The sequence below is a fragment of the Aeromicrobium sp. 50.2.37 genome, from assembly GCF_024655735.1.
Taxonomy (GTDB): Bacteria; Actinomycetota; Actinomycetes; order Propionibacteriales; family Nocardioidaceae; genus Aeromicrobium.
In genome coordinates this window covers 14,549-35,861 of sequence record NZ_JANLGG010000008.1, presented here as the reverse complement: position 1 = coordinate 35,861, position 21,313 = coordinate 14,549, and the positions used below count along the sequence as shown (strand labels likewise).

Sequence of the window (21,313 nt, the reverse complement as noted above, 5' to 3'; positions counted from 1 at the left end):
CTACGCTAGGCAGCACCCGTGACCACGGCAACCCCGGAGCGAGCGTCCGAAGGGCCGCCGCTCCTGAGGAGGACCCATGACCGAGCTGCGCCTGTCCACGACGCTGGAGCCACGTGGGCCGGCAGCGGCCGTCGTGCTCACCGACGATGAGGTCGCCCAGCTGGGCGACGGCAAGGCGTTCCCGGTGACCGTGACGATCGGCGGGACGACGGTGCCCTTGCGGCTCGCCCGGATGGGTGGCGAGAACCTGGTGGGCCTCAGCAAGGCCGCTCGCGCCACGTTGGGCGTCGAGGTCGGGCAGACCGTCGACGTCGTGATCCGGCGCGACGACGCGCCGCGCGAGGTCGAGGTGCCACCGGCGCTGGCTGAGGCGCTGGGGTCCGCCGGTCTCCGCGCCGCCTTCGACGCGCTCGCCCCGTCGCGGCGCAAGGAGCACGCGCGCAGCGTGGCTGACGCGAAGGGGGACGACACCCGGGCTCGCCGCGTGCAGAAGGTGCTGGACGCCCTCAGCGCCTGAGGCTCGCCACGACCGTGAAGCTGGCGGCCAGGCGCTCGGGACGATCGCTCAGCCGTACCTCGCCCGGATGGTCGGGGTGCGGCGTCATGTGGCCCGGCAGTGCCACCCACGGCACGCTGTCGTGCTCCAGCACTGTCTCGAGGACCATCCCGTTGGCCATGAGCGCGGTGAGGATCTCCGCGAGACCGTGCGCCCACTCCCGCGACGGCAGCCCCGGGAGCGAGTGGTCGGTCGGGTCGACGTAGGACGCGGTGTCCTCGAAGACGAGCGGCTCGACGTGCTCGGCGTACGGGTAGACCAGCTCGATGCGGTCGTCGACGACGTCGAGGGTGCCGAGCATGGGGTGGCAGTCGCGGAACACCAGCCGACCGCCGGGACGCAGGAGCGCCGCCACGGTGGCGGCCCACCGGTCGATGCTGGGCAACCAGCAGATGGCGCCGATGCCGGTGTAGACGAGGTCGAAGCGTTCGCGGCCCAGGGCCTCGGGTGCGTCGAACACGTCGGACTCGACGTAGCCGATGTCGGCGCCCACCTCGGCCGCGAGCGCGCGTGCCTCCGCGAGCGACGCGGGGGAGAGGTCGAGCCCGGTGACGGTGGCCCCGAGTCGGTGCAGGCTGAGGGTGTCGGTGCCGATGTGGCACTGCAGGTGGACCGTGTCGAGGCCGCCGACGTCGCCGAGACGTGGGAGGTCGAACCGGACAACGTCGCTGATCGCCTCCGGGTCACGGCGGTAGCGGTCGAGGTCGTAGGACGCGGAGGCGGCATGGCGTGCCGCGCGGCTGTCCCACATCGCGCGGTTGAGCCGCAGGTACTCCTCCACGGCTCAGGCCGGGGGCCGGGCGGTGCGGGCGACCCGGGTACGGCGGGGATGACGGGGGTCGGTCACGATGCGAGCCACGACCGCGGCGAGGGCCAGTCCGTGGCCGACCATGAGCGTGACCCCGCGGTCGATGACACCGGTGAGCGTGCGTCCGAACCAGCCGGTGCCCTCGGGCAGGCCGGAGACCTCCACCGCGTCGGGTGATGCGGCCGCCACGACGCCCACGAACACGAGGAGCAGCACGGGCGGCAGGACACCGGCCGGCAGCAGGGAACGGACGTCGACCGCGAGGGGCACCGTGACCACCACGAGCACGAAGCCCACGGAGAAGATGAGGCCGAGGCGACCGTCGGTGACGACGTCGAGCGTGGTGATGGCGGCGAGGGCCATCGTGGCGAACAGGATCGACTGCCGGGCCCCGAGATCGTGACGGGCCAGTCCGGCAGGCGAGGATGCCACAGAGGCTGCCATGCCAGCGACGCTAGGGCATCGGACCGACAGAGTCGTGGCGGCGCGCTGGAACGGCGGGTCTCAGGCGGGGTTGCCGGTCGATCCTCCGGCGACCTGGTAGGACCAGACCTCGCTGTGGGTCGAGACCGGCTTGGGCGCGTCGCCGCCACCGCGCTCGGACTCCGACCGGTGGCCGTGCGCGAACGACGGCGACGCGAGCCAGGCCTGGAAGGCGTCCTCGTCGCGCCAGCGGGTGATGACGAGCCACTGGGTGCGCTCGTCGGTGGGCTGCAGCAGCTCGAAGCCCTCGAACCCGTCGGCGTCGTCCACGGCCCCGGCGCGGGCGGCGAAGCGGTGGGCCAGCTCGTCGCCGGCGTCGTCGGGCACGGTGATGGCGTTGATCTTGATGACGGTCATGCGGCCATCGTGGCACCCGGGTCCGTACGCTCGGGCGCATGTTCGCCGGTCAGCCCTTTCCCGATCGCGTCGAGACGGCCCGGCTGGTGGTGCGTCGCTTCGCGGACGCCGATGCCCCGAGAGTGCTGTCGATCCTGTCGCGGCTCGACGTGATCCGGTGGCTCGACAACCCGCCGTTCGTGCCCATGGCCGACCTCGACCAGGCGCGGCAGTGGGTGACGAAGGTCAACCGTCGGGAGGTCGACGACCCGCTGCAGGCGTGGCGTTGCCTGGAGGTGCGGGAGACGGGCGTGATGGCCGGGACGGTGCTGGTCCCGCGGTTGGAGCGTATCGACGGTGGCTTCGTGGGGGAGTACGAGCTGGGCTGGCACCTGCACCCCGACAGCACGGGCCGCGGGTACGCCACCGAGGGTGCCGCTGCCCACGCGCGCAGCGCCTTCGCCGCCGGGCACACGTCGTTGGTCATCGGCATGTACCCCGACAACGCGCCGTCGGCGGCCGTGGCACGGCGACTCGGCGCGGAGGACCTCGGCGAGGTGCCCGACGACCCCTGGTACGGCGGGGTCAGCCGACACTTCACGCTGCGTCCCGAGCACCTCGACGCCACCCAGGTGCGGGAGTAGGTTCGCCGCATGAGCACGTGCGTGCAGTGCGGCAGACGTCCCGGCGCCCACGAGACCGTGTCGGGGCGGGTGCTGTGCGGCGACTGCTACCGCCGGCTCGCCGAGTTCTCGGGTGCGGGCTCGGCCATGGTGGGCGGCGCGTCGCCCGAGCAGGCCGTGGGCACCGGGCTGGCCACGGGCGGGTGGGCCGGCGCTGCGGACGGGGAGACCGCTGCCCTGCGCCGACGTCGGGCCAAGCTGGCCGCCACCGAGGGCTTCTGGCGTCGCCTGTGGGTGTGGGTCTGGGGCTGACGCGCGCCGTCGGACCGCGCGAGCCGGACCAGTAGGCTGGTCTCTCGTGGCACTCAGCATCGGCATCGTCGGACTCCCCAACGCGGGCAAGTCGACCCTCTTCAACGCCCTGACCAAGAACGACGTCCTCGCGGCGAACTACCCGTTCGCGACGATCGAGCCGAACGTCGGCGTGGTCGGCGTGCCGGACTCGCGGCTCGAGAAGCTCGCGGAGATCCACGGGTCGGCCAAGATCCTCCCGGCCACGGTCCAGTTCGTCGACATCGCCGGCATCGTCCGCGGCGCGTCGGAGGGCGAGGGCATGGGCAACGCCTTCCTCTCGCACATCCGTGAGTCCGACGCGATCTGCCAGGTCACCCGGGTGTTCCGCGACGAGGACGTGACGCACGTCGACGGCAAGGTCGACCCGAGCAGCGACATCGAGACCATCTCGACCGAGCTGATCCTCGCGGACCTGCAGACCGTCGAGAAGGCGGTGCCGCGGCTCGAGAAGGAGTCGCGCAAGGACAAGTCGCTGGCGGCGCAGCTGGCCGAGGTGCAGAAGGCCCAGACCGCGCTCGAGGCCGGCACGGGCGTCCTCAACGCCGGGCTCGACCTCGCGCTCCTGCGCGACCTGCACCTGATGACCGCCAAGCGGTTCCTCTTCGTCTTCAACTGCGACGCCGACGAGCTGGCCGACGAGGCCCTCAAGCAGAAGATGCGCGACATCGTGGCCCCCGCCGAGGCCGTGTTCCTCGACGCCAAGAGCGAGGCCGAGCTGGTCGAGCTGGGTGACGACGAGGAGGCCGAGGTCATGCGGGCGGAGATGCTCGCCGAGATGGGCGTCGAGGAGCCGGGCCTCGACGCGCTGGCCCGCGTCGGCTTCGACACCCTCGGCCTGCAGACCTACCTGACCGCCGGGCCCAAGGAGACGCGCGCCTGGACGATCCCGAAGGGTGCCACCGCCCCCGAGGCCGCCGGCGTGATCCACACCGACTTCCAGAAGGGCTTCATCAAGGCCGAGATCGTGTCCTTCGACGACCTCGTCGAGGCCGGGTCCATGGCGGCGGCGAAGTCCGCCGGCAAGGTCCGCATGGAGGGCAAGGAGTACGTCATGACCGACGGCGACGTGGTGGAGTTCCGCTTCAACGTATAGCCCAGGCGCTCGCTCGGCGTGTCAGGCCGCCCTTCTCTACGCCTAGGATCGAGCGGTGCCACGGATTGACCTCTTTACCGAGATCCCAGTGTTGCCCGAGAAGTGTTTTGAGTTGAGCCTGTCCGTGGACGCGCATCAAGTGTCGATGTCTGGCTCCGGGGAACGCGTCGTGGGCGGCGTGAAGTCAGGCGTTATGCGGCTGGGCGACACGGTGACGTGGAGGGCCAGCCACTTCGGGATCCCGTTCACGATGACATCTCTCATCAGTGCGTACGACGCTCCCCGACGATTCGTCGACGAGCAGACGTCCGGGCCTTTCCGGCACTGGTGGCACGAGCATCGCTTTGAAGCGACTCCCAGTGGCATGCTCATGACCGATGTCGTTGAGTTCGAATCGCCGGTCGGTCCCGTGGGTCGGTTGGTGAACCACCTCGTCTTGACCCGGTACATGACCCAGCTTCTGGAGAAGCGGAATGCGTGGTTGGTGGATGCCCTTTCCTGTCCGGGCTCATAGCTTTTCGGCACCTGACCCGGTGGAGTTCCGCTTCAACGTCTGACCGGCCGCCCTCAGGCGTGGATGCGGACGTTCACCACGTGACCACCGATGTCGCGGTGGAGGACGACGGACGCCCCGCGGCTCGGACGTGAGCGGCTGGACGACCTCCGGCCCGGGCGGCAGCGGGCCACGGTGGACCGCCCCGGCGCCGACGTGTGAGGGTGTCGGCATGAGCCGTCCGGAGGTCGCCGCGGTCCCGATCCTGCGCGTCGCTGACGTCGACGTGTCGCTGCCGTGGTGGGCGCGGCTCGGGTTCGTCGAGGAGTTCCGCCACGTGTTCGAGTCGGGGTTCCCGCGATTCGTGGGCATCGTGCGCGACGGTTGCCGGGTGTACCTCTCCGAGCACACGGGTGACGCGCCCGGACCGTCGCTCGTCTACCTGTGGGTGCCTGATGTCGACGCGATCGCGGCCGACCTCGGCGCGGAGGTGGAGGACAATCCGTGGGCACGCGACTGCGAGGTCGCCGACCCCGACGGCAACCGGGTGCGGGTGGCGACGGCTCCGTGACCACGCCCGGCGTCGTTCGCCCGGAGGTGGTGGCCCTGCGTCGCTACCCGGTGAAGTCGATGGGCGGCGAGGCGCTGCGCAGCGTCCAGCTCGACGCGCGCGGTCTGGTGGGTGACCGCTGGTACGCCGTGGAGGACGAGGACGGTCGCTTCGCGTCGGGCAAGGACAGCCGTCGCTTCCGTCGCCGCGATGCGGTGTTCGACCACGCGGCGAGGACCACGGACTCCGGTGAGATCGTCGTGTCGAGCGGTGCTGGAGCGTGGACCGTCGGCGAACCGGCTCTCGACGCCGAGCTGAGCACCGCCATGGACGCGGCGGTGCGGGTGCTGCCGGAGGCGGGTGTCGGGCACCAGGACCAGGGGGCGGTGTCGCTGGTCGGCACGGCCACCCTCGCGTGGTGCGCGGAGCGGTGGGGCCTCGACGCGGACCCGCGTCGGCTGCGCGTCAACGTCGTCGTCGACACGGACGAGCCGTTCGTCGAGGAGGCCTGGGTGGGTCGTGCGCTCACCGTCGGGGGTGTGGGCCTTCGCGTCGCCGAGCGGGTCCCGCGGTGCCGGATGGTCGACGTCGCGCAGGACGGGACGTCCGCCGAGGGGTCGTTGCTGAAGCACCTCGGCGCGGAGCGCGACCTCTGTCTGGCGGTGTACGCCGACGTCGAGACGCCCGGCGTCCTCGCGGTCGGAGACACCCTGCACCTCGCCTGAGGGATGCGGCCGCGGGCAGTGCTTCTTCCTTCACGCGGCACGGTCCACGCGAAGGGAGAAGCCCTGATCGCGCAGAGGGAGAATCGTGCGTGGGTCGCGGGTCAGCCGAGGGCGAGGAGCGACAGGACGAGGCCGGTCCACGCGGCGGCCGTGCGGGCCAGGTCGGAGCGCAGGAGTCGGCGCAGGAGGTCCGGGGTGGGACCGTCCGACCCGAGCCGTCCGTGGGTCGGGGCGGCGACCGAGGCCGTGACCAGCAGGGCGACGCCGTGCGCCGCCACCGCGGCCAGGACGAGCGGACGCGAATCGGCCAGCGCAGCCCACCCGCCCACGGCGAGGAGAGCGGCGTAGAGCGGGGCGACGAGCGCGACGATGCGCCGCGAGTGCGCGTCGTGCGCGGCGGCGAACCCCTCGTCTCGGACTGCGGCCAGGGCGGGGTAGACCACGACCGACACGGTCGTCTGGAACGCAGCGTGGGCGGCGCCGACCACCGCCAGGGCGACGACGGGCTCGACCACGCTCAGTCCGTGCCGACGGGGCGCTGCGCGATGAGCTGCTCGACGAGGATGTCGCCGTGCCCGGCGTGCCGGGCCAGCTCGGCGATCATGTGGCCGTAGACGTACCGCAGGGAGACCGGCCCGTCGTGCCACGGCCAGGTCTCGTCGAGGTCGTGCTCGGCGGCCACGACGCGCGAGCGGTCGCAGGCGTCGTCGTAGTCGGCCCGCACCGACTCGATGGTGTCGCCCTCGGACAGCTCGAAGCTCTCGGCCGGCGTGCGGGGCAGCCGTAGGTCCTCGCGCGGCACGCCCGCCACGCGCGAGTGGAACCAGACCTTCTCCACGAACGTCGCGTGCTTCACGAGGCCCAGGACGGTGGTCATCGACGACACGAGCCGGGTGCGCGCCTCGGCGTCGTCGAGCTCGTCGAGCAGCAGGGCGATCTCGGTCCGCTGCGCGTCGAGCAGACCTTCCAGGACGGTGCGCTCGTCGGCGGTGTGCAGGCTCATGACCGCCACGCTACGCGCCCCGGCGGTGCGCACCCCGTGTGCGACCGCCGGGTGCGAGGATGGGCCCGCCATGTCGACCGAAGCCCCGCAGACCGCCGTCGTGATCATCCACACCGACGGGGGCTGCACGCCGAACCCGGGGCCGGGCGGCTGGGGTGCGGTGCTGCGCTACGGCGAGCACGTGCGCGAGCTGTGCGGCGGGGAGTCGGGCTCGACGACCAACAACCGGATGGAGCTGACCGCGCCGATCATGGCGCTGGAGATGCTCAACCGACCGAGCACGGTGCACCTGCACACCGACAGCACCTACGTGCGCAGCGGCATCACGTCGTGGCTCGCCGGGTGGGAGCGCAACGGCTGGCGCACGGCGGCGAAGCAGCCGGTCAAGAACGTCGACCTCTGGCAACGGCTCAAGGCCGCCTGCGACCGGCACGAGGTGGAGTGGTTCTGGGTGAAGGGTCACTCCGGGGTCAGCGACAACGAGCTGGCCGACCAGCTCGCCACCCGCGGCATGCGCGAGGCGATGGGTGTACGACGAGCCTGAGGCTCAGGCGCGGCGGGAGCCGGACCGCAGGGCGTCGAGGGCCTGGGCTCCCATGAACGCGTAGAAGCCGATCGTGCTCGCGAGGATCGTGCGGGCGGTCTGCATCCCTCGACGGTAGGGCCCTTCGTCCCGGGCCGCCTCCCGAGGACCGCGACTGGGACGACCGTCCCAGGACGAGGACGTCGAGGAACCGGGTCGACCGGACGCCGTCAGTCGGGCGTCGGAGGACGGGAGATCCGGATGGATCGGGGCGACCCGTCGGGGTTGCGGCGCACCTGGCCGTGGCGCTCGTCGTCGTCCTCGTCGGGCGACGGCATGACGTGGGCGGCGCGCTTCTGCCGCTCGAGCTCCTCCTTGGCGTCGGCACGTGAGGGGCTGAAGAAGTTGTCCATGACGCCCATGCCGTTGCCCATGGTGCCCAGGCCCTCGCGGCCTCCGGGCTTGTCGAGGGAGCGCTGGAACAGGTACAGCGCCAGCACCAGCACGGCCAGCACGCCCACGGCGAACAGCACGATCCCGACCCACTCCATGTCCTGAGCGTACGCACGCCACCGCGCCACGGCTGGCGTCCTGACGCCTTCGCGTCGGTTCGTCCGACGCAGATCGACCTGAACGCGTCGAGACGCGGCGTGGGAAGGGTGGGGTGGGGGAGTCAGGCGCTGGCGCGGCGGTGGCCGCCCGCATGCTCGGGCTCGTCCTCGGCGGCGGGGGCCAGGGCGACGGCGATCGCGGTCGTCACGGGCACCGCGAGGACGAGTCCGATGGCACCGACGAGGGTGCGGACGATCTCCTGGCCCAGCTCCTCGGTCGACGCCATCTCGCCCAGAGGCCGGGAGTAGGCCGTGATGAGCAGCAGCACCGTCATCGCAGACCCGGCGTACGCGAACACGAGCGTGTACACGCTGGAGGCGATGTGGTCGCGGCCGATCCGCATGGCCGACGTGAACAGCTTGGCCGCGTTCGCGGTCGGCTGGAGCGCGCGCATCTCCCACACCGCGCTGGCCTGCGTGACGGTCACGTCGTTCAGCACGCCGAGCCCCGCGATCACCATCGTCGCGGCCACGACCCCCGACATCGACAGGTCGGGCACGGTGGCCACCAGCGTCCGGTCGTCCTCGGAGCCGATGCCGGTCAGGCTCGACCAGTCGGTGGCCAGCGCGCCCATGACCGCCGTGGCCACGATGCCGAAGTACGTGCCGAACAGGGCGCTGGTGGTGCGGATGCTCACCCCGTGGGCGAGGTAGAGCACCAACGTCATGATGACCGTCGAGCCCACGATCGCGACCGGGAGCGCCGACCTGCCGGCCAGCAGGGCGGGAAGGATGAACTGCATGAGCGCCAGCAGCGTGACGCCGATGCCGACGAGCGCGAACAGGCCACGCCAGCGGGCGACCGCCACGACCAGCACGGCGAACGCGATGGCGAGGGCCAGCAGCGGGAAGCTGCGCTGGAAGTCGTAGAACTCGAACGTCGCCTCCTGGCCCGCGGGCGCGATGCGGATGACCTCGATGTCGTCGCCGACGTCGATCCCGGCCTGGAAGCGCGCGGAGTCGAGCACGAAGGAGGCGTCGCCGTCGTCGGTCTCGGCGGTCACGTTGGCGCAGTCGCCCGCCACGGTCGGCAGGTTGTCCGGCCCGACCCCGCCCGAGCCGCAGTCGAACGGCTTGACGGCGGTGACGGTGGCGTCGACCAGGGTCACACCCTCGCCGCTGAGCGGGTTGGCGTCGCGGGGGACCTCCGACGCCGACGGCCACAGGATGACCATGGCGACGACCGCCACGAGCGAGATGGCCCCCACCACGACGGCGAGGGTCGCGGCCAGGCCCCGGCGGGGCGGGCCGACGTCGAGGTCGTCCAGGGAGCGCGCGTGTCCGTGAGCCACGGGAGACAGCGTGCCACGATGGGCCACGTGAACGACGCACAGGACACGGGACCGGACGACGGAGGAAGCCCCGACGTCGAGCACCTGCCGGGTGCCGTCGGGGGAGCGATCCGCATCGGACGCACCGTCCGCCGCCCCACCGGACCCTGGACACCGGCCGTCCACGCCCTGCTCGACCACCTCGCCGCGGAGGGCCTGGGCGGCGTCCCACGGGTCGAGGGCCTCGACGAGGAGGGCCGCGAGGTCCTCAGCTACGTCGAGGGTCGCGGCGTGCCGGTCGACCAGGAGGTCGTGCTCGACTCGGTGCTGGTCGAGGCCGTCACGTGGCTGCGCGAGTACCACGACCTGGTCGAGGGCTTCCGTCCCGACGAGCCGCTGCGGTGGCGTGGCACCGGCGACGAGCCGGTGCTCCTGGAGGCCGACCAGATCATCTGCCACCACGACCCCGGCGCGTACAACTGGATCATCCAGAGCGGCCACTTCGTCGCGATGATCGACTGGGACATGGCGGGCCCGGGGCGCGCGATCGACGACCTCGCCTTCCTCATGTGGACGGGCATCCCGCTCTACCGCGACATCGGCGCGCAGGAGACCGCGCGACGTCTGGACCTCGTGGTGGAGGCGTACGGGGAGTGGGGTCCGGTGACGCTCCTCGACGCCGTGGTGGCGCGGATGACGACGGCCAGCGAGCGCATCGCCGCGGGCATCGCCCGAGGGGACGCCGGCATCGCGAACCTGCAGAAGGTGGGCGAGCCGCAGCGCACCCGCGACCGCGTGGCGGCCTTCCGGGAGCGGATCCCCGCGATCGTCGACGCCCTTCCCTGACGGCCGGCCGCCGGTCCGCGCGTCGGAGCCGTGCCCGGAGCGCCGCCCCTGATGTGACCCGCATCACTCCTAGGCTTCGGCCATGGACTCCGCGCTCTCGACCGTCGGGCTGCCCATCGCGCTCGGGATCATCATGTTCGGGCTGGGCCTCTCGCTCACGCCCGAGGACTTCCGCCGCGTGGCCCGCCACCCGAAGGCGGTCACGGTGGCCCTGGGGTGCCAGCTCGTGCTGCTGCCGGTCGTCTGCTTCGGCCTGGTCACCGCGTTCGACCTCGACCCGCTGCTCGCCGTCGGCATGCTGCTGCTCGCCGCGTCGCCGGGCGGCACGTCGGCCAACCTCTACAGCCACCTGTTCCGGGGCGACGTCGCCCTGAACGTGTCCCTGACCGCGATCAACTCGATCATCGCGATCGGGTCGTTGCCACTCATCACGAACCTCGCGATCGCCCACTACGGGCTCGACGACGAGGTGTCGCTGCAGTTCCGCAAGGTCGTCGAGGTCTTCGTGGTCGTGCTCGCCCCCGTGCTCGTGGGCATGCTGGTGCGGGCGAAGAGCCCGGGCCTCGCCCAGCGCGCCGACAAGCCGGTGCGCATCGCGTCGGCCGTGATCCTGCTGGTCCTCGTGCTCGGCATCCTGGCCAGCACCGGCTCGGACGCAGGTGACTACCTGGCGCAGGTCGGCGTGGCCGCCACGCTGTTCTGCGTGGTGAGCCTCGTGGTGGGTTTCTTCGTGCCGAGGCTCGTCGGCCTCACGCCGGCGCAGGCGGTGGCCAGCTCGTTCGAGATCGGCGTGCACAACGCCACCCTGGCCATCTACGTGGCGGTCGAGGTGCTCGACGACACCGCCATCTCGGTGCCGGCGGCCGTCTACGGGCTGCTGATGTTCCCGCTCGCCGCCGTGTGGGGCGTGGTGCTCACCCGCGTGCTGCTGCCCGGCGAGGGACGCCGCCGCGCGGAGTCCCGAAGGTCGTGAAGGTGCCCTCGGACCACAGCACCGACGTCGGCTCCGTGGCCGCCAGGCCGGGAAGGCCGGCCGCCTCGACCAGGGTGTCGTCGAGCGAGACCAGCTCGGCGCGGTGCAGCGGCCACGCCCGGTGCGTGTTGGGCACCCACCAGGTGCGGCCGAGCACCCGGGTGTGCAGCCCGAACCGGGCGGTCACGAAGTGCTCCAGCTCGCTCGGCTCGTGCAGCGGCTCGGTGGGGCGCACCTCGATCCGCCCGCCGGCGCCGCGCGGACCCGGCCACCGACGACGCGACGTGTAGCGGTGCCGGTCGTCGTCCTGGTCGACCCGCATCCGGGCCCAGGTGTACGGCGTGCCGAAGACGATCCTGGCCAGGGCCGACACGAGCAGCCGTGAGGACTCGAGCGACAGGAACACCACGCCGTGGCGCCCCGCGTCGTCGACGGAGTAGAGGCGCACGTTGGTCTCGTGGAACGTGCCCAGCCACGGCACCGCGGGCCCCACCCCGAACCCGGCACGCTGCATCCGGAAGGGGATGAGGCCCACGTAGGTGCTGCCGTCGAGCACGTCGGGGCGCACCCCGGGCGGCATGAACCGCTCGACGGTCGACGGGTCGACCGCCCAGTGCACGAAGGCGATGTCGGCCCACGTCTGGCGCATGATGCTCGGTCCGTCCAGCGGGGGTCCGTCGGGGTTCACGCTCCTAGTCTCGTGCGGGTCGCACCGGCCCGCTGGGCGACGGGAGCGTCACGCGACGGTCGAGCTCGAGCTCGTCGAGGAACCGCTCGTCGTGGCTGACCACCAGGAGCGCCCCCCGGTAGCCGCGCAGCGCCTCCACGAGGTGCCCGACGCTCACGAGGTCCAGGTCGTTGGTCGGCTCGTCCAGGAGCAGCAGCTGGGGCGCGGGGTCGGCCAGCAGCACGCACGCGAGCGCCGCGCGCAGCCGCTCGCCCCCGGACAGCGTCGACACGATCCGCTCCGCCGCACGTCCGCGGAACAGCAGCCGCGCCAGCTGGGCCCGTACGTGCTGCGGGTCGGCCTCCGGAGCCACCCGACGCACGTTCTCGACGACGGAGGCGTCCTCGTCCGGGAGCGTCGGCCGCTGGGCGAGCCTGCCGACGGGCACGCTCACGTTCGCGGACCCGGCGGCCGGTGCGAGCCGGCCGAGAGCCACCTCCAGGAAGGTGGTCTTGCCGCTGCCGTTCGGCCCCGTCAGCGCCACACGCTCCGGCCCCCTCAGGTGCAGGACCACCTCGGTGCCGACGTGCGGGAGCACGAGCCCCTCGGTGACCAGCACGTCACGGGTGCGCGGGACGGCCGTGTCGGGCAGCTCCAGTCGGATCTCGCGGTCGTCGCGGACCCGCTCCTCGGCCGCTTCGAGGTCGGCGCGTGCGCGGGCCACGTGCTCCTCGTGCGCCCCGCGCAGCTTCCCGGCCGACACCTCGGCCGACATGCGCCGACCGTGGGCGACGATCTTCGGCACCCGCTTCTCTGCCTCGGCCTTGTGCGCCGTCCGCTTCCGTTGGGCGAGCTTGGCACGGGCCTCCACGAGCTCACGTTCCTGACGCCGCACGTCCGCCTTGGCGTCGCGGACCGCACGCCCTGCCGCCTCCTGCTCCGCCGCCACCACCTCCTCGTAGACGGAGAACCCGCCCGTGACGGTGCGCACCCGTCCGGCGTGCACCTCCACGATCGTGTCCATGCCCTCGAGGAGCTCGCGGTCGTGGCTCGCGACGAGGGCCACCCCGCCGAAGGCACCGAGCGCCGACGTCAGGTGCGCGCGGGCGCGTCGGTCGAGGTTGTTGGTGGGCTCGTCGAGCAGCACCACGTCGGGCCGGCGCAGCAGGCGGGCGGCCAGCGCCAGCAGCACGAGCTCCCCGCCGGAGAGGCTCGACGCCTCGCGCGACAGGCCGAGCGAGCCGAGCCCGAGCCGAGCGAGCCAGGCCTCGGCTCGTTCCTCGACGTCCCAGTCGTCCCCGACCCGGTCGAAGTCGGCCTGGTCGGTGCTGCCCGCCTCGATGGCGCGCAGCGCGACGAGCGTGTCGGCGACGTCGAGGACGTCGGCGACGGTGAGCCCCTCGACGGTGCGCACCGGGTCCTGCGGCAGCAGCTCCAGCGACCCCGTGGCCAGGACGGAACCGCTCGTGGGGACGAGGTCGCCGTGGGCGAGGCGCAGCAGCGTGGACTTGCCGCTGCCGTTGCTGCCGACGAGCCCGTGCAGCCCGGGCCCGAGGTCGAGGTCGACGTCTGACAGGGCGGGTGCGCCGTCGGGCCAGGTGTGGGCGACGTGGTGGAAGGACAGGGATGCAGCCATGGGGGCCTCCTGAGGGTCGTGGCGGGCTGGAGCGGTGTGAGCCGCGCGAGCGCGCCGTCAGGAGGACACGACGTCAGGACGTCCCGAGCGTCCGGGCAGGACCCGGATCCGCGGAGGAGACCGTGAACGAGGTCGACGAGGCGCGCAACGTCGAGCGGACGCGCGCAGGGCTCGGACCTCAGAGCTTCACGGTGGCAGATCACCTCACGGATCGGGGACCTCCAGGCTACTACCGTGCGGCCATGAGCTCCACCCCCTCCGAGGCACCCGCCACCGCACGTCGGCTCGGTCTCGAGCCCCATCCCGAGGGCGGGTGGTACCGGCAGACCTGGCGCTCGCCGGTCGACGTCACGCTCCCCGACGGACGGGTCCGCCCCACCGCGACCCTCATCTGGTTCCTGCTTCCTGCCGGCGAGTCGTCGGCGTGGCACCGCGTGGCGTCCGACGAGTTGTGGCTCGCGCACACCGGGACCGTCGTGCTGGAGCTCGGGGGCGACGGCCAGGCGCCCGCCGCGGGGGAGCGGCACCACGTCGGCGTCGGGGCGGGGGAGTCGAGCCAGGTGCTCGTCCCGGCAGGGTGCTGGCAGCGCACGGTCCCCGCCGCCGAGGAGGCGCTCGTCAGCTGCATGGTGTCGCCGGGCTTCGACTTCGACGACTTCACGCTGCACCGCGGCTGAGCCACGCCCCGCCGGACCCCGTCCTACGATCGTCGCCATGAGCGAGATCTGGTTCGACGAGCGCGACGACGCCGACGAGCTCGTCAAGGCGCTGGAGGCCGAGGGCTACACGGTGACCGCCCGACGCGAGGGCTTCGCGGGCGAGGACGACGCCGAGGACCACGCGTGGGCCGTCGTCGTCGAGCCCTTCGACGAGCGGGTCGTCGAGATGGTCGACGTCTACGGCGGCTGGCTGCCGGGCGACGAGCGGCTGTCCGGCGATGCTCCGGCCCCCGACCTCCCCGACGGCCCGAAGCGGCTGAAGCGGGAGGGGTAGGGGTCGTCCTTGTCCTGGGGCTGCGCTGCCTCGGTCGTCGCTCGTCCTGCGGCTGCGCTGGCGCGGCTTCTCCGTGGAGGAGGGTCCCGAAAGGGCCTCGTCCGGGGATCTGGGTGCGTCGTGGCCTGGGTTCTCGGGCCTCCGGGGCGATCGGAGGTAGGAGACGCACGGAACGACAGGGTCAGAGGTAGGCCTGGCACCTGTCCGGGCCGCTGTTGGGTATCAGGCCTACCGCCGTGATCCTCGACAGGTGCTGCACCTACCTCTGACCCTCCACGACGGGCGGCCGGGCCCGGAGTGATCGCCGAGCCGGGCCCAGCCGCCCGGTCGAGGCCTTTGCGGAGCGCAGGTCGAGACGGAGCCGCGCCGGCGCAGCCGCGGGTCGAGCCGCAGCCGCAGCCACGACGCCGAAGCCCGCGCCCAGCCTCAGGCGCCGAGGTGCGTCCGCAGGAAGTCCACCTGCAGCACCTTGAGGTTCTCGGCCACGACCTCCTGGGGCGTCATGTGCGTGACGCCCGACAGGGGCAGCACGGTGTGGGCGCGGCCCGCGGCGAGCAGCGCCGACGACAGACGCAGGGTGTGCGCGGCGACCACGTTGTCGTCGGCCAGGCCGTGGATCAGCATGAGCGGACGCTCCAGGCGCGGGGCCAGCGGCAGCAGGGAGTTGCGGTCGTACACGTCGGGCCGCTCGTCGGGGTGGCCGAGATAGCGCTCGGTGTAGCAGGTGTCGTACAGGCGCCACTCGGTCACGGGAGCGCCGGCCACCGCGGCGTGGAAGACGTCCGGCCGCGCCAGCACGGCCAGGGCGGACAGGTAGCCGCCGTAGGACCATCCCGTGATGCCGACGCGCGAGGTGTCGACGTCGTCGGGGAACTGATCGGCCACGCCGGCGAGCGCGTCGACCTGGTCGGCCAGGGTGACCTCGGCGAACGCGTCGAGGATCTCCCGCTCCCACACGGCCCCGCGACCAGGCGTCCCGCGACCGTCGGCGACGATCACGCAGAAGCCCTGGTCGGCCAGCCACTGCGCCTCCAGGAACATGCGGGCCGAGGCGAGCACGCGCTGGGCGTGCGGACCGCCGTAGGGGTCCATGAGCACCGGCAGGCGGCGTGAGCCCCGCACGTGGTCGCGCGGGAAGAGGACCGCGGCGCGGAGCTCGCGCTCACCGACCGACACGACGGTCACGTCGGGCTCGAAGGGCGCCGGCTCGGCAACGACGGACAGCTGCGTGGTCGCGTCCGTGCCCTCGCGGTGCACCGTCAGGGTGGTGCCGACGACGTCGAGCGCGGAGCGGCTCACCACCGTGGTCCCACCACCGACGACCGCACCGTGCACGGCCTGGCCCGACGTGAGCGGCTCGACGTCGGACGTCCCGCCCAGGCCGACGCGCAGCACCTGCACCTCGGTGGGCTCCGCCGACGCGGTCACGACCACCGCGTCGGGGTGGGTGCTGACGATGCCGCGCACCTGCCACTGCGACGACCCGACGGGCGTGCCGTCGACGACGAGCCGACGCGAGCCGTCCACGTCCTCCACGGTGACCAGGCGGCCGCCGGGCGCACGGCGCGGCGCGCTCGTGACCTCCACCCACGCCGCGTCGGAGAGCTCACGGAGCGTCTCGGTGGAGCCGTCGCCGACGTCGACCGACAGCACCCGGGCGCTGCGCTGGTCGCGGCTCATCACCTGCACCACGGGGGCGCCGTGCTCGGTCCACGTGACGCTCGACAGGTACTCGAACCGCTCGCGGTCCCACTGCACCTCGGTGCGGGTGCCGTCGAGCGTGACGTGCCAGAGCGTCACCTCGCTGTTGGGGGTGCCCGCGGCCGGGTAGCGCTGGGCGACCGGCTCGCGGTCGGGGTTCTCGGGGTCGGCCACGTGCCAGACCTGCACCGGGGCGTCGTCGTAGCGCTCCACGAGCAGCGAGGCGCCGTCAGGGGCCCACCAGAAGCCGCGGTACCGACTCATCTCCTCCGCGGCGATGAACTCGGCCTGGCCCCAGACCTGGGTCGCCGTCTCCGGAGCCGCCAGCACCTGCTCGTCGCCCGTCCTCTCCTCGCCCTGCAGGTCGACGACCCGGAGGGCGCCGTCGGCAGCGGCGTGGGCCACCCGACGCCCGGTGGGGTCGACCCGCGGGTCGATCACGCCGTCGACGGTGGGCAGCTCGTGCACGGCACCGGCAGCCAGGTCCACCGCCCACGCCTTGCCCGAGAGGGCGAAGGAGGCCCACCGTCCCGCCGTGTCGACGGCGTAGTCGACCACCCCGGCGCCGGTCTCGCGCGAGCGCTCCCGTCGGGCACGCTCGGCCGCCGACAGCTGCTCGCCACCGGCGAGGAGGGCGTCGGGGTCCACCAGGACCCGCTCCTGGCCGGTGGCCACGTCGTGGGCCCACAGGGCGCCGGTGCGGCTGACGCCGTCGGCGGTGCGCACGAACCACACGGTGCCGCCGTCGGGCGAGACCGTCACGTTGCGTGGGATGCCGAGCGTGAAGCGTGCGGTGCGGGCGGCGAGGCGAGGGTAGGAGACCGTCATGCCACCCATCTCACCATCCGTGTCCGCGCGCCCCTCCTGCGCTCCCGCGCCCACGCTCGTGCCGCGTCGATACGCTGGCACCATGGCCCTGCCCGCACGTCGTCTCCTGCTCGTCCACGCCCACCCCGACGACGAGACCATCAACAACGGCGCCACCATGGCGAAGTACGTGAGCGAGGGTGCCCACGTCACCCTCGTCACCTGCACCCTCGGCGAGATGGGCGAGATCCTCGTCCCCGAGCTCGAGCACCTGGCGGCCGACCAGGACGACGGGCTGGGCGCGCACCGGCTCACCGAGCTCACCGACGCGATGGGGATCCTGGGCGTCACCGACTTCCGCCGCCTCGGTGGCGACGGACGCTTCCGCGACTCCGGCATGAAGTGGGACGAGAACGGCAACGCCACCGCCGCCGACGAGATCCACGCGAACGCGTTCTGGCACGCCGACCTGCTGGAGGCCACGAACGAGCTCGTCGCCGTGATCCGCGAGATCCGGCCGCAGGTCCTCGTGACCTACGACGAGTTCGGCAACTACGGCCACCCCGACCACGTGCAGGCCAACCGCGTGGCGCACTACGCCGTCGCCCTCGCGGCGGCCCGGTCCTACCGCCACGACCTCGGCGAGGCCTGGGACGTGGCGAAGGTCTACTGGACGGCGATGTCGGAGTCGGCCATGCGCCAGGGGATCAAGGAGATCCGCGAGGCCGGGGACCTGCAGTTCATGGAGGGAATGGACCCCGACAACCTGCCGCCGTTCGCGATCCGCGACGAGGACCTCGATGCCGTGGTCGACGGCAGCACCTGGGTCGACGCCAAGCTCGACGCCATGCGGGCCCACGCCACGCAGATCGCCGTCGACGGACCCTTCTTCGCCCTCTCCAACGACGTCGCCCAGCGCGCGTGGGGCACCGAGCACTACCGCCTCGTCAAGGGTGTCGCGGCGCCGGCGCCGGGCACCACGTTCGAGGACGACCTCTTCGCCGGCACCGGGGTGTGAGCGCGGCGGCGGCCCTCGCCCGCCTGGTCGTGGTGCTGCTCGGCGTCTGGGTGGGGGTCCTGGGGTCCCTCGTGCACCGCACGACCTTCGAGGTGGTGGGGGCCGACCTGCCCGGCGGCCTGGTGCTCAGCCTGGCCACCGTGGCGCTCGTGGCCGTGGCCTGCGGCCGCGTGGTGCGGGTGGGGGCCGCCTGGTTCGGGCTCGGCTGGACCCTGGTGCTGCTGCTCCAGCAGCTGCAGCCGTCGGGCTCCTACCTCGTGGCCGCCGACGTGATCGGCTGGACCTGGATGATCGGGGGCCTGGGGGTGTGCGCGGCCGCGGTCCTGCTCGCTCCTAGGCTGGAACGATGACCACGTCCGTCGACCAGCGTGCCTTCCGCGACGCCCTCGGCAGGTTCGCGAGCGGTGTCACGGTGGTCACCACCGTCGTCGACGGCGTCGACCACGCCATGACGGCCAGCGCCTTCTGCTCGGTGTCGTTGGAGCCCCCGATGGTGCTGGTGTGCTCGCACCGGACGAGCCGCTTCCACGACGCGGTGCTCACCACGGGCACGTGGGGCGTCTCGATCCTCACCGAGGAGGCGCGAGACGTCTCGGCATGGTTCGCCGACCGCGGCCGACCGCTGGAGGACCAGCTCGCCGGGGTGCCGTTCCACCGCGGCGTCAACGGGGCCGCGCTGCTCGACGACGCGCTGGCCTGGCTGGAGTGCACGACGCACGCCGTGCACGACGGTGGCGACCACTCCGTCATCATGGGTGCAGTGACGGGCGCTGCGGTGCGCGACGCAGTGGACGACCCGTTGCTGTACTACCGATCGCACTACGGGACGATCGTGCGGTCGCCCCTCAGCGAGAAGACCATCCAGGAGAAGGCATGAGCGACGAGCGACCTGAGCGGCCGGACGTCGAAGGACCCGACTCCGCACCTCGACAGGCTCGGCGACCGGACTCGCACCCCCTCGAGGGGGAGACGACCGAGCAGGAGGCGTTCGAGGCGACGGGAGACCGGCACCTCGACGACACCTTCACCGACGCCGAGCCCTTCGCCGAGCACGACGACGCCGAGCTCGACCTCGGTGACGCGACCCCGGCGGACGACACCGGCGTCGAGGCGCAAGAGGGCCCCGTCCTCGAGACCCCGGACGAGGTCGTCGCCGACGACGACCCGGAGGGGGAGCCGCTCGAGGACGAGGACGACCTCGACGAGGACGACGTCGACGACGACTCGGTCCCGCCGCCGCACGCGATCGACGCCGACCCCGCCGAGGACGAGCAGGACGACCCGCACGAGGACCCGGACGCTGACCCGGACGCCGGCCGTCGTGAGGAGACGCGCACGCGATCGGCCGTCGCCGCGGCCCTCGCCGGCTCGGCGCTGAGCACCCCGCCGCCGGACGAGGAGCTGCGGGACGAGCCCGAGGACGAGGTGTTCCCGCTCCACGGCGGCCCGCACGAGGAGTCCTCCGCGGACCACCACAACGGGGACGCCGGCATCCCGCCGGCCGGGGGAGAGGGGTCGGCGCAGGACCGCCCGCGCCGTCGGGGTCGCTGGGCCCTGCTCGCCGCCGCCGTGGTCCTGGGCGGCCTCTACGTGGGCGGCTACTTCCTGACGGGCACCCGCATGCCCGCCGACGCGAGCATCGGCGGCGTCGACGTGGGCGGGCTGTCCCCGGCCGCCGCCCGCGCTGCGGTCGACGAGGAGCTCACCCCGCGTGAGGGCGACCCCGTCACCCTCACCCACGGCGACGAGTCCTTCGAGATCGACCCGGCGGAGGCCGGGCTGGCTCTCGACGTCGACGCGTCGGTCGACCAGGCCGGTGGTGCCCGCAGCTGGGACCCCCGCGACATGGTGGCCCTGTTCTTCGGCAGCCACGAGCACGCGCCTGCCCTCGACGTCGACGACGCAGCCCTGAAGGCAGCCGTCGACGGCGTCGCCGAGGCCGTCGACGTGCCGGTCACCGAGGCCCTCATCACCTTCCCCGAGGCGAAGCCGAAGCCCCGCGCACCCAAGCCCGGCCTTGTGGTCCGCAAGGGCGACACCGCCCAGCTCGTGCAGGACCAGTACCTCGTGCAGACCGACCCGGCGAAGGTCCCCACCGCTGTCGTCGAGCCCGCGGTCGACGAGGACGGTCTGGAGCGGGCGATGACCGAGGTCGCCGAGCCCGCGGTCGCCGAGCCCGTGACCATCGAGGTCGGCGACAAGGACGTGGACCTCCCGGTGACCGCGTACGCGCCCGCGCTCACCGTCGAGCCCGTGGACGGAGCGATGGCCCCGGTCATCGACCCCGAGAAGCTGGCCGAGCCGCTCACCGACGCCACGACCGGCATCGGCAAGAAGGCGGTCGACGCCACGGTCGAGATCCGCGACGACAAGCCCGTCGTGGTGCCCGGGAAGGAGGGCGTCGGCCTCCAGCCGCAGGAGATGGCCGAGAAGCTCGTGCCGGTGCTCACCGAGACCGGCGACCAGCGCACCGTCCAGGTCGAGGCCAAGGTCGTCGAGCCGGTGTTCACCACCGAGGACGCCAAGGCGCTCAAGATCGTGGAGAAGATCGGTGAGTTCACCACCGAGTACCCGCACGCCGAGTACCGCAACGTCAACCAGGGCCGAGCGGCCGAGATCCTCAACGGCACCATCCTGAAGCCGGGCGAGACGTTCTCCTTCAACGACACCGTCGGCGAGCGCACCGCGGCCAACGGGTTCACGACCGGCTCGGTCATCAACAACGGCCGCTTCCAGGACGAGCTGGGCGGGGGGGTGTCGCAGGTGGTCACCACCACCTACAACGCAGCGTTCTTCGCCGGCCTCGAGGACGTGGAGCACCACCCGCACGCCTTCTACATCGACCGCTACCCGGTGGGTCGCGAGGCAACCGTGTACTTCGGCTCGCTCGACCTGCGCTTCCGCAACAACCTGCAGAGCGGTGTGCTCATCCGCGCGTTCGTGGAAAAGAGCAGCCCGGGCGGTGTCGGTCGCACCACGGTGCAGATGTGGGGCACCAAGGAGTTCGAGGTGAAGGCCGGCCAGTCCGAGCGCCGCAACTTCCGTGCTCCGGCCACGCGCTACGACGACTCCGACGACTGCGTGCCGCAGGCTCCGCTCCAGGGCTTCGACATCGACATCTACCGCACGCTCAGCAAGGGCGGGAAGGTCGTCAAGCGCGAGACGAACACGGCCAACTACCAGGCGGCGGCGCGGATCGTCTGCGGCGAGGAGCCGAAGGACGACTGAGGCCCGCCCGCGGGT

General features: G+C 72.5%; 26 protein-coding genes. 16 read left to right on the top strand and 10 right to left on the bottom strand.

Annotated features, from left to right (window positions below):
* Positions 1 to 76 precede the first annotated feature (76 nt).
* Positions 77 to 517, top strand: coding sequence for a YdeI/OmpD-associated family protein (locus NUV38_RS06045; protein WP_257728252.1), 441 nt, complete (start codon positions 77 to 79; stop codon positions 515 to 517).
* On the opposite strand, the gene NUV38_RS06040 is transcribed toward NUV38_RS06045, so the two are convergent.
* The 3 genes from NUV38_RS06040 to NUV38_RS06030 are packed head-to-tail and all read right to left on the bottom strand — an operon-like array spanning position 507 to position 2,204.
* Positions 507 to 1,337 (bottom strand): bifunctional 2-polyprenyl-6-hydroxyphenol methylase/3-demethylubiquinol 3-O-methyltransferase UbiG, encoded by an 831-nt coding sequence (locus NUV38_RS06040; RefSeq protein ID WP_257728251.1) that lies wholly within the window; start codon positions 1,335 to 1,337, stop codon positions 507 to 509. The two genes, NUV38_RS06045 and NUV38_RS06040, sit on opposite strands and share 11 nt — an antisense overlap.
* Before the next feature lie 3 nt (positions 1,338 to 1,340).
* Positions 1,341 to 1,808: a DUF6542 domain-containing protein gene (locus NUV38_RS06035; RefSeq protein WP_257728250.1), complete on the bottom strand. Its 468-nt coding sequence runs from the start codon at positions 1,806 to 1,808 to the stop codon at positions 1,341 to 1,343.
* A gap of 60 nt (positions 1,809 to 1,868) precedes the next feature.
* Complete coding sequence (locus tag NUV38_RS06030) at positions 1,869 to 2,204, bottom strand: antibiotic biosynthesis monooxygenase (RefSeq protein ID WP_257728249.1); 336 nt, start codon at positions 2,202 to 2,204, stop codon at positions 1,869 to 1,871.
* 38 nt (positions 2,205 to 2,242) lie between these two features.
* Between NUV38_RS06030 and NUV38_RS06025 the strand changes: the two genes are divergently transcribed.
* From NUV38_RS06025 to NUV38_RS06000, 6 genes are all read left to right on the top strand, one after another.
* Entirely contained in the window at positions 2,243 to 2,827 is a 585-nt protein-coding gene (locus tag NUV38_RS06025) for a GNAT family N-acetyltransferase (protein WP_257728248.1), read from the top strand.
* Positions 2,828 to 2,836: 9 nt separating this feature from the next.
* Positions 2,837 to 3,118, top strand: a complete 282-nt coding sequence (locus NUV38_RS06020; protein WP_257728247.1) for a hypothetical protein — start codon at positions 2,837 to 2,839, stop codon at positions 3,116 to 3,118.
* Positions 3,119 to 3,164: 46 nt separating this feature from the next.
* The gene (ychF, locus tag NUV38_RS06015; protein ID WP_257728246.1) at positions 3,165 to 4,253 is read left to right on the top strand and encodes a redox-regulated ATPase YchF; all 1,089 of its coding nucleotides are present in this window, start codon (positions 3,165 to 3,167) and stop codon (positions 4,251 to 4,253) included.
* Between the two features lie 55 nt (positions 4,254 to 4,308).
* A complete protein-coding gene (locus NUV38_RS06010) occupies positions 4,309 to 4,767 on the top strand; it encodes an SRPBCC family protein (protein ID WP_257728245.1) in 459 nt (152 codons plus the stop codon).
* Between the two features lie 211 nt (positions 4,768 to 4,978).
* Entirely contained in the window at positions 4,979 to 5,317 is a 339-nt protein-coding gene (locus NUV38_RS06005; RefSeq protein WP_257728244.1) for a glyoxalase superfamily protein, read from the top strand.
* Positions 5,314 to 6,021 (top strand): MOSC domain-containing protein, encoded by a 708-nt coding sequence (locus NUV38_RS06000; protein WP_257728243.1) that lies wholly within the window; start codon positions 5,314 to 5,316, stop codon positions 6,019 to 6,021. Before NUV38_RS06005 ends, NUV38_RS06000 begins: the two co-directional genes overlap by 4 nt.
* A 101-nt stretch (positions 6,022 to 6,122) precedes the next feature.
* On the opposite strand, the gene NUV38_RS05995 is transcribed toward NUV38_RS06000, so the two are convergent.
* Entirely contained in the window at positions 6,123 to 6,536 is a 414-nt protein-coding gene (locus NUV38_RS05995; RefSeq protein WP_257728242.1) for a hypothetical protein, read from the bottom strand.
* 2 nt (positions 6,537 to 6,538) lie between these two features.
* Positions 6,539 to 7,024 (bottom strand): DinB family protein, encoded by a 486-nt coding sequence (locus NUV38_RS05990; protein ID WP_257728241.1) that lies wholly within the window; start codon positions 7,022 to 7,024, stop codon positions 6,539 to 6,541.
* Between the two features lie 70 nt (positions 7,025 to 7,094).
* Between NUV38_RS05990 and rnhA the strand changes: the two genes are divergently transcribed.
* Positions 7,095 to 7,568 (top strand): ribonuclease HI, encoded by a 474-nt coding sequence (gene rnhA / locus NUV38_RS05985; protein WP_257728240.1) that lies wholly within the window; start codon positions 7,095 to 7,097, stop codon positions 7,566 to 7,568.
* Between the two features lie 209 nt (positions 7,569 to 7,777).
* Here the strand turns inward: rnhA and NUV38_RS05980 are convergent, their stop codons facing one another.
* Positions 7,778 to 8,098: a hypothetical protein gene (locus tag NUV38_RS05980; protein ID WP_257728239.1), complete on the bottom strand. Its 321-nt coding sequence runs from the start codon at positions 8,096 to 8,098 to the stop codon at positions 7,778 to 7,780.
* 122 nt (positions 8,099 to 8,220) lie between these two features.
* Positions 8,221 to 9,450, bottom strand: a complete 1,230-nt coding sequence (locus NUV38_RS05975; protein ID WP_257728238.1) for a YibE/F family protein — start codon at positions 9,448 to 9,450, stop codon at positions 8,221 to 8,223.
* A gap of 27 nt (positions 9,451 to 9,477) precedes the next feature.
* Here NUV38_RS05975 and NUV38_RS05970 point away from each other — a divergent pair, with 27 nt between their 5' ends.
* Entirely contained in the window at positions 9,478 to 10,275 is a 798-nt protein-coding gene (locus NUV38_RS05970) for a phosphotransferase (protein ID WP_257728237.1), read from the top strand.
* A gap of 82 nt (positions 10,276 to 10,357) precedes the next feature.
* Entirely contained in the window at positions 10,358 to 11,248 is an 891-nt protein-coding gene (locus tag NUV38_RS05965; protein WP_257728236.1) for a bile acid:sodium symporter family protein, read from the top strand.
* Here NUV38_RS05965 and NUV38_RS05960 read toward each other — a convergent pair.
* On the bottom strand, positions 11,190 to 11,936 hold the full coding sequence (locus tag NUV38_RS05960; RefSeq protein ID WP_257728235.1) for a YqjF family protein: 747 nt from the start codon (positions 11,934 to 11,936) through the stop codon (positions 11,190 to 11,192). The genes NUV38_RS05965 and NUV38_RS05960 overlap by 59 nt on opposite strands.
* 4 nt (positions 11,937 to 11,940) lie before the next feature.
* Positions 11,941 to 13,551, bottom strand: a complete 1,611-nt coding sequence (locus NUV38_RS05955; protein ID WP_257728234.1) for an ATP-binding cassette domain-containing protein — start codon at positions 13,549 to 13,551, stop codon at positions 11,941 to 11,943.
* Between the two features lie 242 nt (positions 13,552 to 13,793).
* Between NUV38_RS05955 and NUV38_RS05950 the strand changes: the two genes are divergently transcribed.
* On the top strand, positions 13,794 to 14,228 hold the full coding sequence (locus tag NUV38_RS05950; RefSeq protein WP_257728233.1) for a cupin domain-containing protein: 435 nt from the start codon (positions 13,794 to 13,796) through the stop codon (positions 14,226 to 14,228).
* A 37-nt stretch (positions 14,229 to 14,265) separates the two neighbouring features.
* On the top strand, positions 14,266 to 14,544 hold the full coding sequence (locus NUV38_RS05945; RefSeq protein ID WP_257728232.1) for a hypothetical protein: 279 nt from the start codon (positions 14,266 to 14,268) through the stop codon (positions 14,542 to 14,544).
* Positions 14,545 to 14,970: 426 nt separating this feature from the next.
* Here the strand turns inward: NUV38_RS05945 and NUV38_RS05940 are convergent, their stop codons facing one another.
* Positions 14,971 to 17,073: a prolyl oligopeptidase family serine peptidase gene (locus NUV38_RS05940; protein WP_257728231.1), complete on the bottom strand. Its 2,103-nt coding sequence runs from the start codon at positions 17,071 to 17,073 to the stop codon at positions 14,971 to 14,973.
* 82 nt (positions 17,074 to 17,155) lie between these two features.
* On the opposite strand from NUV38_RS05940, the gene mshB reads away from it, so the two are divergent.
* The 4 genes from mshB to NUV38_RS05920 are packed head-to-tail and all read left to right on the top strand — an operon-like array spanning position 17,156 to position 21,298.
* Complete coding sequence (gene mshB, locus NUV38_RS05935; RefSeq protein ID WP_055964811.1) at positions 17,156 to 18,070, top strand: N-acetyl-1-D-myo-inositol-2-amino-2-deoxy-alpha-D-glucopyranoside deacetylase; 915 nt, start codon at positions 17,156 to 17,158, stop codon at positions 18,068 to 18,070.
* A complete protein-coding gene (locus NUV38_RS05930) occupies positions 18,067 to 18,420 on the top strand; it encodes a DUF6113 family protein (protein ID WP_257728230.1) in 354 nt (117 codons plus the stop codon). The genes mshB and NUV38_RS05930 overlap by 4 nt, the downstream gene beginning before the upstream one ends.
* Positions 18,417 to 18,947, top strand: coding sequence for a flavin reductase family protein (locus NUV38_RS05925; protein ID WP_257728229.1), 531 nt, complete (start codon positions 18,417 to 18,419; stop codon positions 18,945 to 18,947). Before NUV38_RS05930 ends, NUV38_RS05925 begins: the two co-directional genes overlap by 4 nt.
* Positions 18,944 to 21,298, top strand: a complete 2,355-nt coding sequence (locus NUV38_RS05920; RefSeq protein ID WP_257728228.1) for a VanW family protein — start codon at positions 18,944 to 18,946, stop codon at positions 21,296 to 21,298. The genes NUV38_RS05925 and NUV38_RS05920 overlap by 4 nt, the downstream gene beginning before the upstream one ends.
* Positions 21,299 to 21,313: the final 15 nt, after the last annotated feature.

Excerpts from the sequence above, each read along its gene's own strand:
- NUV38_RS05920 (WP_257728228.1), top strand. The coding sequence starts at position 18,944 with ATGAGCGACGAGCGACCTGAGCGGCCGGACGTCGAAGGACCCGACTCC.
- NUV38_RS06005 (WP_257728244.1), top strand. The coding sequence starts at position 4,979 with ATGAGCCGTCCGGAGGTCGCCGCGGTCCCGATCCTGCGCGTCGCTGAC.
- NUV38_RS05990 (WP_257728241.1), bottom strand. The coding sequence starts at position 7,024 with ATGAGCCTGCACACCGCCGACGAGCGCACCGTCCTGGAAGGTCTGCTC.
- NUV38_RS05950 (WP_257728233.1), top strand. The coding sequence starts at position 13,794 with ATGAGCTCCACCCCCTCCGAGGCACCCGCCACCGCACGTCGGCTCGGT.
- NUV38_RS05965 (WP_257728236.1), top strand. The coding sequence starts at position 10,358 with ATGGACTCCGCGCTCTCGACCGTCGGGCTGCCCATCGCGCTCGGGATC.
- NUV38_RS05945 (WP_257728232.1), top strand. The coding sequence starts at position 14,266 with ATGAGCGAGATCTGGTTCGACGAGCGCGACGACGCCGACGAGCTCGTC.
- NUV38_RS06035 (WP_257728250.1), bottom strand. The coding sequence starts at position 1,808 with ATGGCAGCCTCTGTGGCATCCTCGCCTGCCGGACTGGCCCGTCACGAT.
- NUV38_RS05955 (WP_257728234.1), bottom strand. The coding sequence starts at position 13,551 with ATGGCTGCATCCCTGTCCTTCCACCACGTCGCCCACACCTGGCCCGAC.
- NUV38_RS06020 (WP_257728247.1), top strand. The coding sequence starts at position 2,837 with ATGAGCACGTGCGTGCAGTGCGGCAGACGTCCCGGCGCCCACGAGACC.
- NUV38_RS05940 (WP_257728231.1), bottom strand. The coding sequence starts at position 17,073 with ATGACGGTCTCCTACCCTCGCCTCGCCGCCCGCACCGCACGCTTCACG.
- rnhA (WP_257728240.1), top strand. The coding sequence starts at position 7,095 with ATGTCGACCGAAGCCCCGCAGACCGCCGTCGTGATCATCCACACCGAC.
- NUV38_RS06030 (WP_257728249.1), bottom strand. The coding sequence starts at position 2,204 with ATGACCGTCATCAAGATCAACGCCATCACCGTGCCCGACGACGCCGGC.
- NUV38_RS06025 (WP_257728248.1), top strand. The coding sequence starts at position 2,243 with ATGTTCGCCGGTCAGCCCTTTCCCGATCGCGTCGAGACGGCCCGGCTG.
- NUV38_RS06045 (WP_257728252.1), top strand. The coding sequence starts at position 77 with ATGACCGAGCTGCGCCTGTCCACGACGCTGGAGCCACGTGGGCCGGCA.
- NUV38_RS05980 (WP_257728239.1), bottom strand. The coding sequence starts at position 8,098 with ATGGAGTGGGTCGGGATCGTGCTGTTCGCCGTGGGCGTGCTGGCCGTG.
- NUV38_RS05925 (WP_257728229.1), top strand. The coding sequence starts at position 18,417 with ATGACCACGTCCGTCGACCAGCGTGCCTTCCGCGACGCCCTCGGCAGG.
- mshB (WP_055964811.1), top strand. The coding sequence starts at position 17,156 with ATGGCCCTGCCCGCACGTCGTCTCCTGCTCGTCCACGCCCACCCCGAC.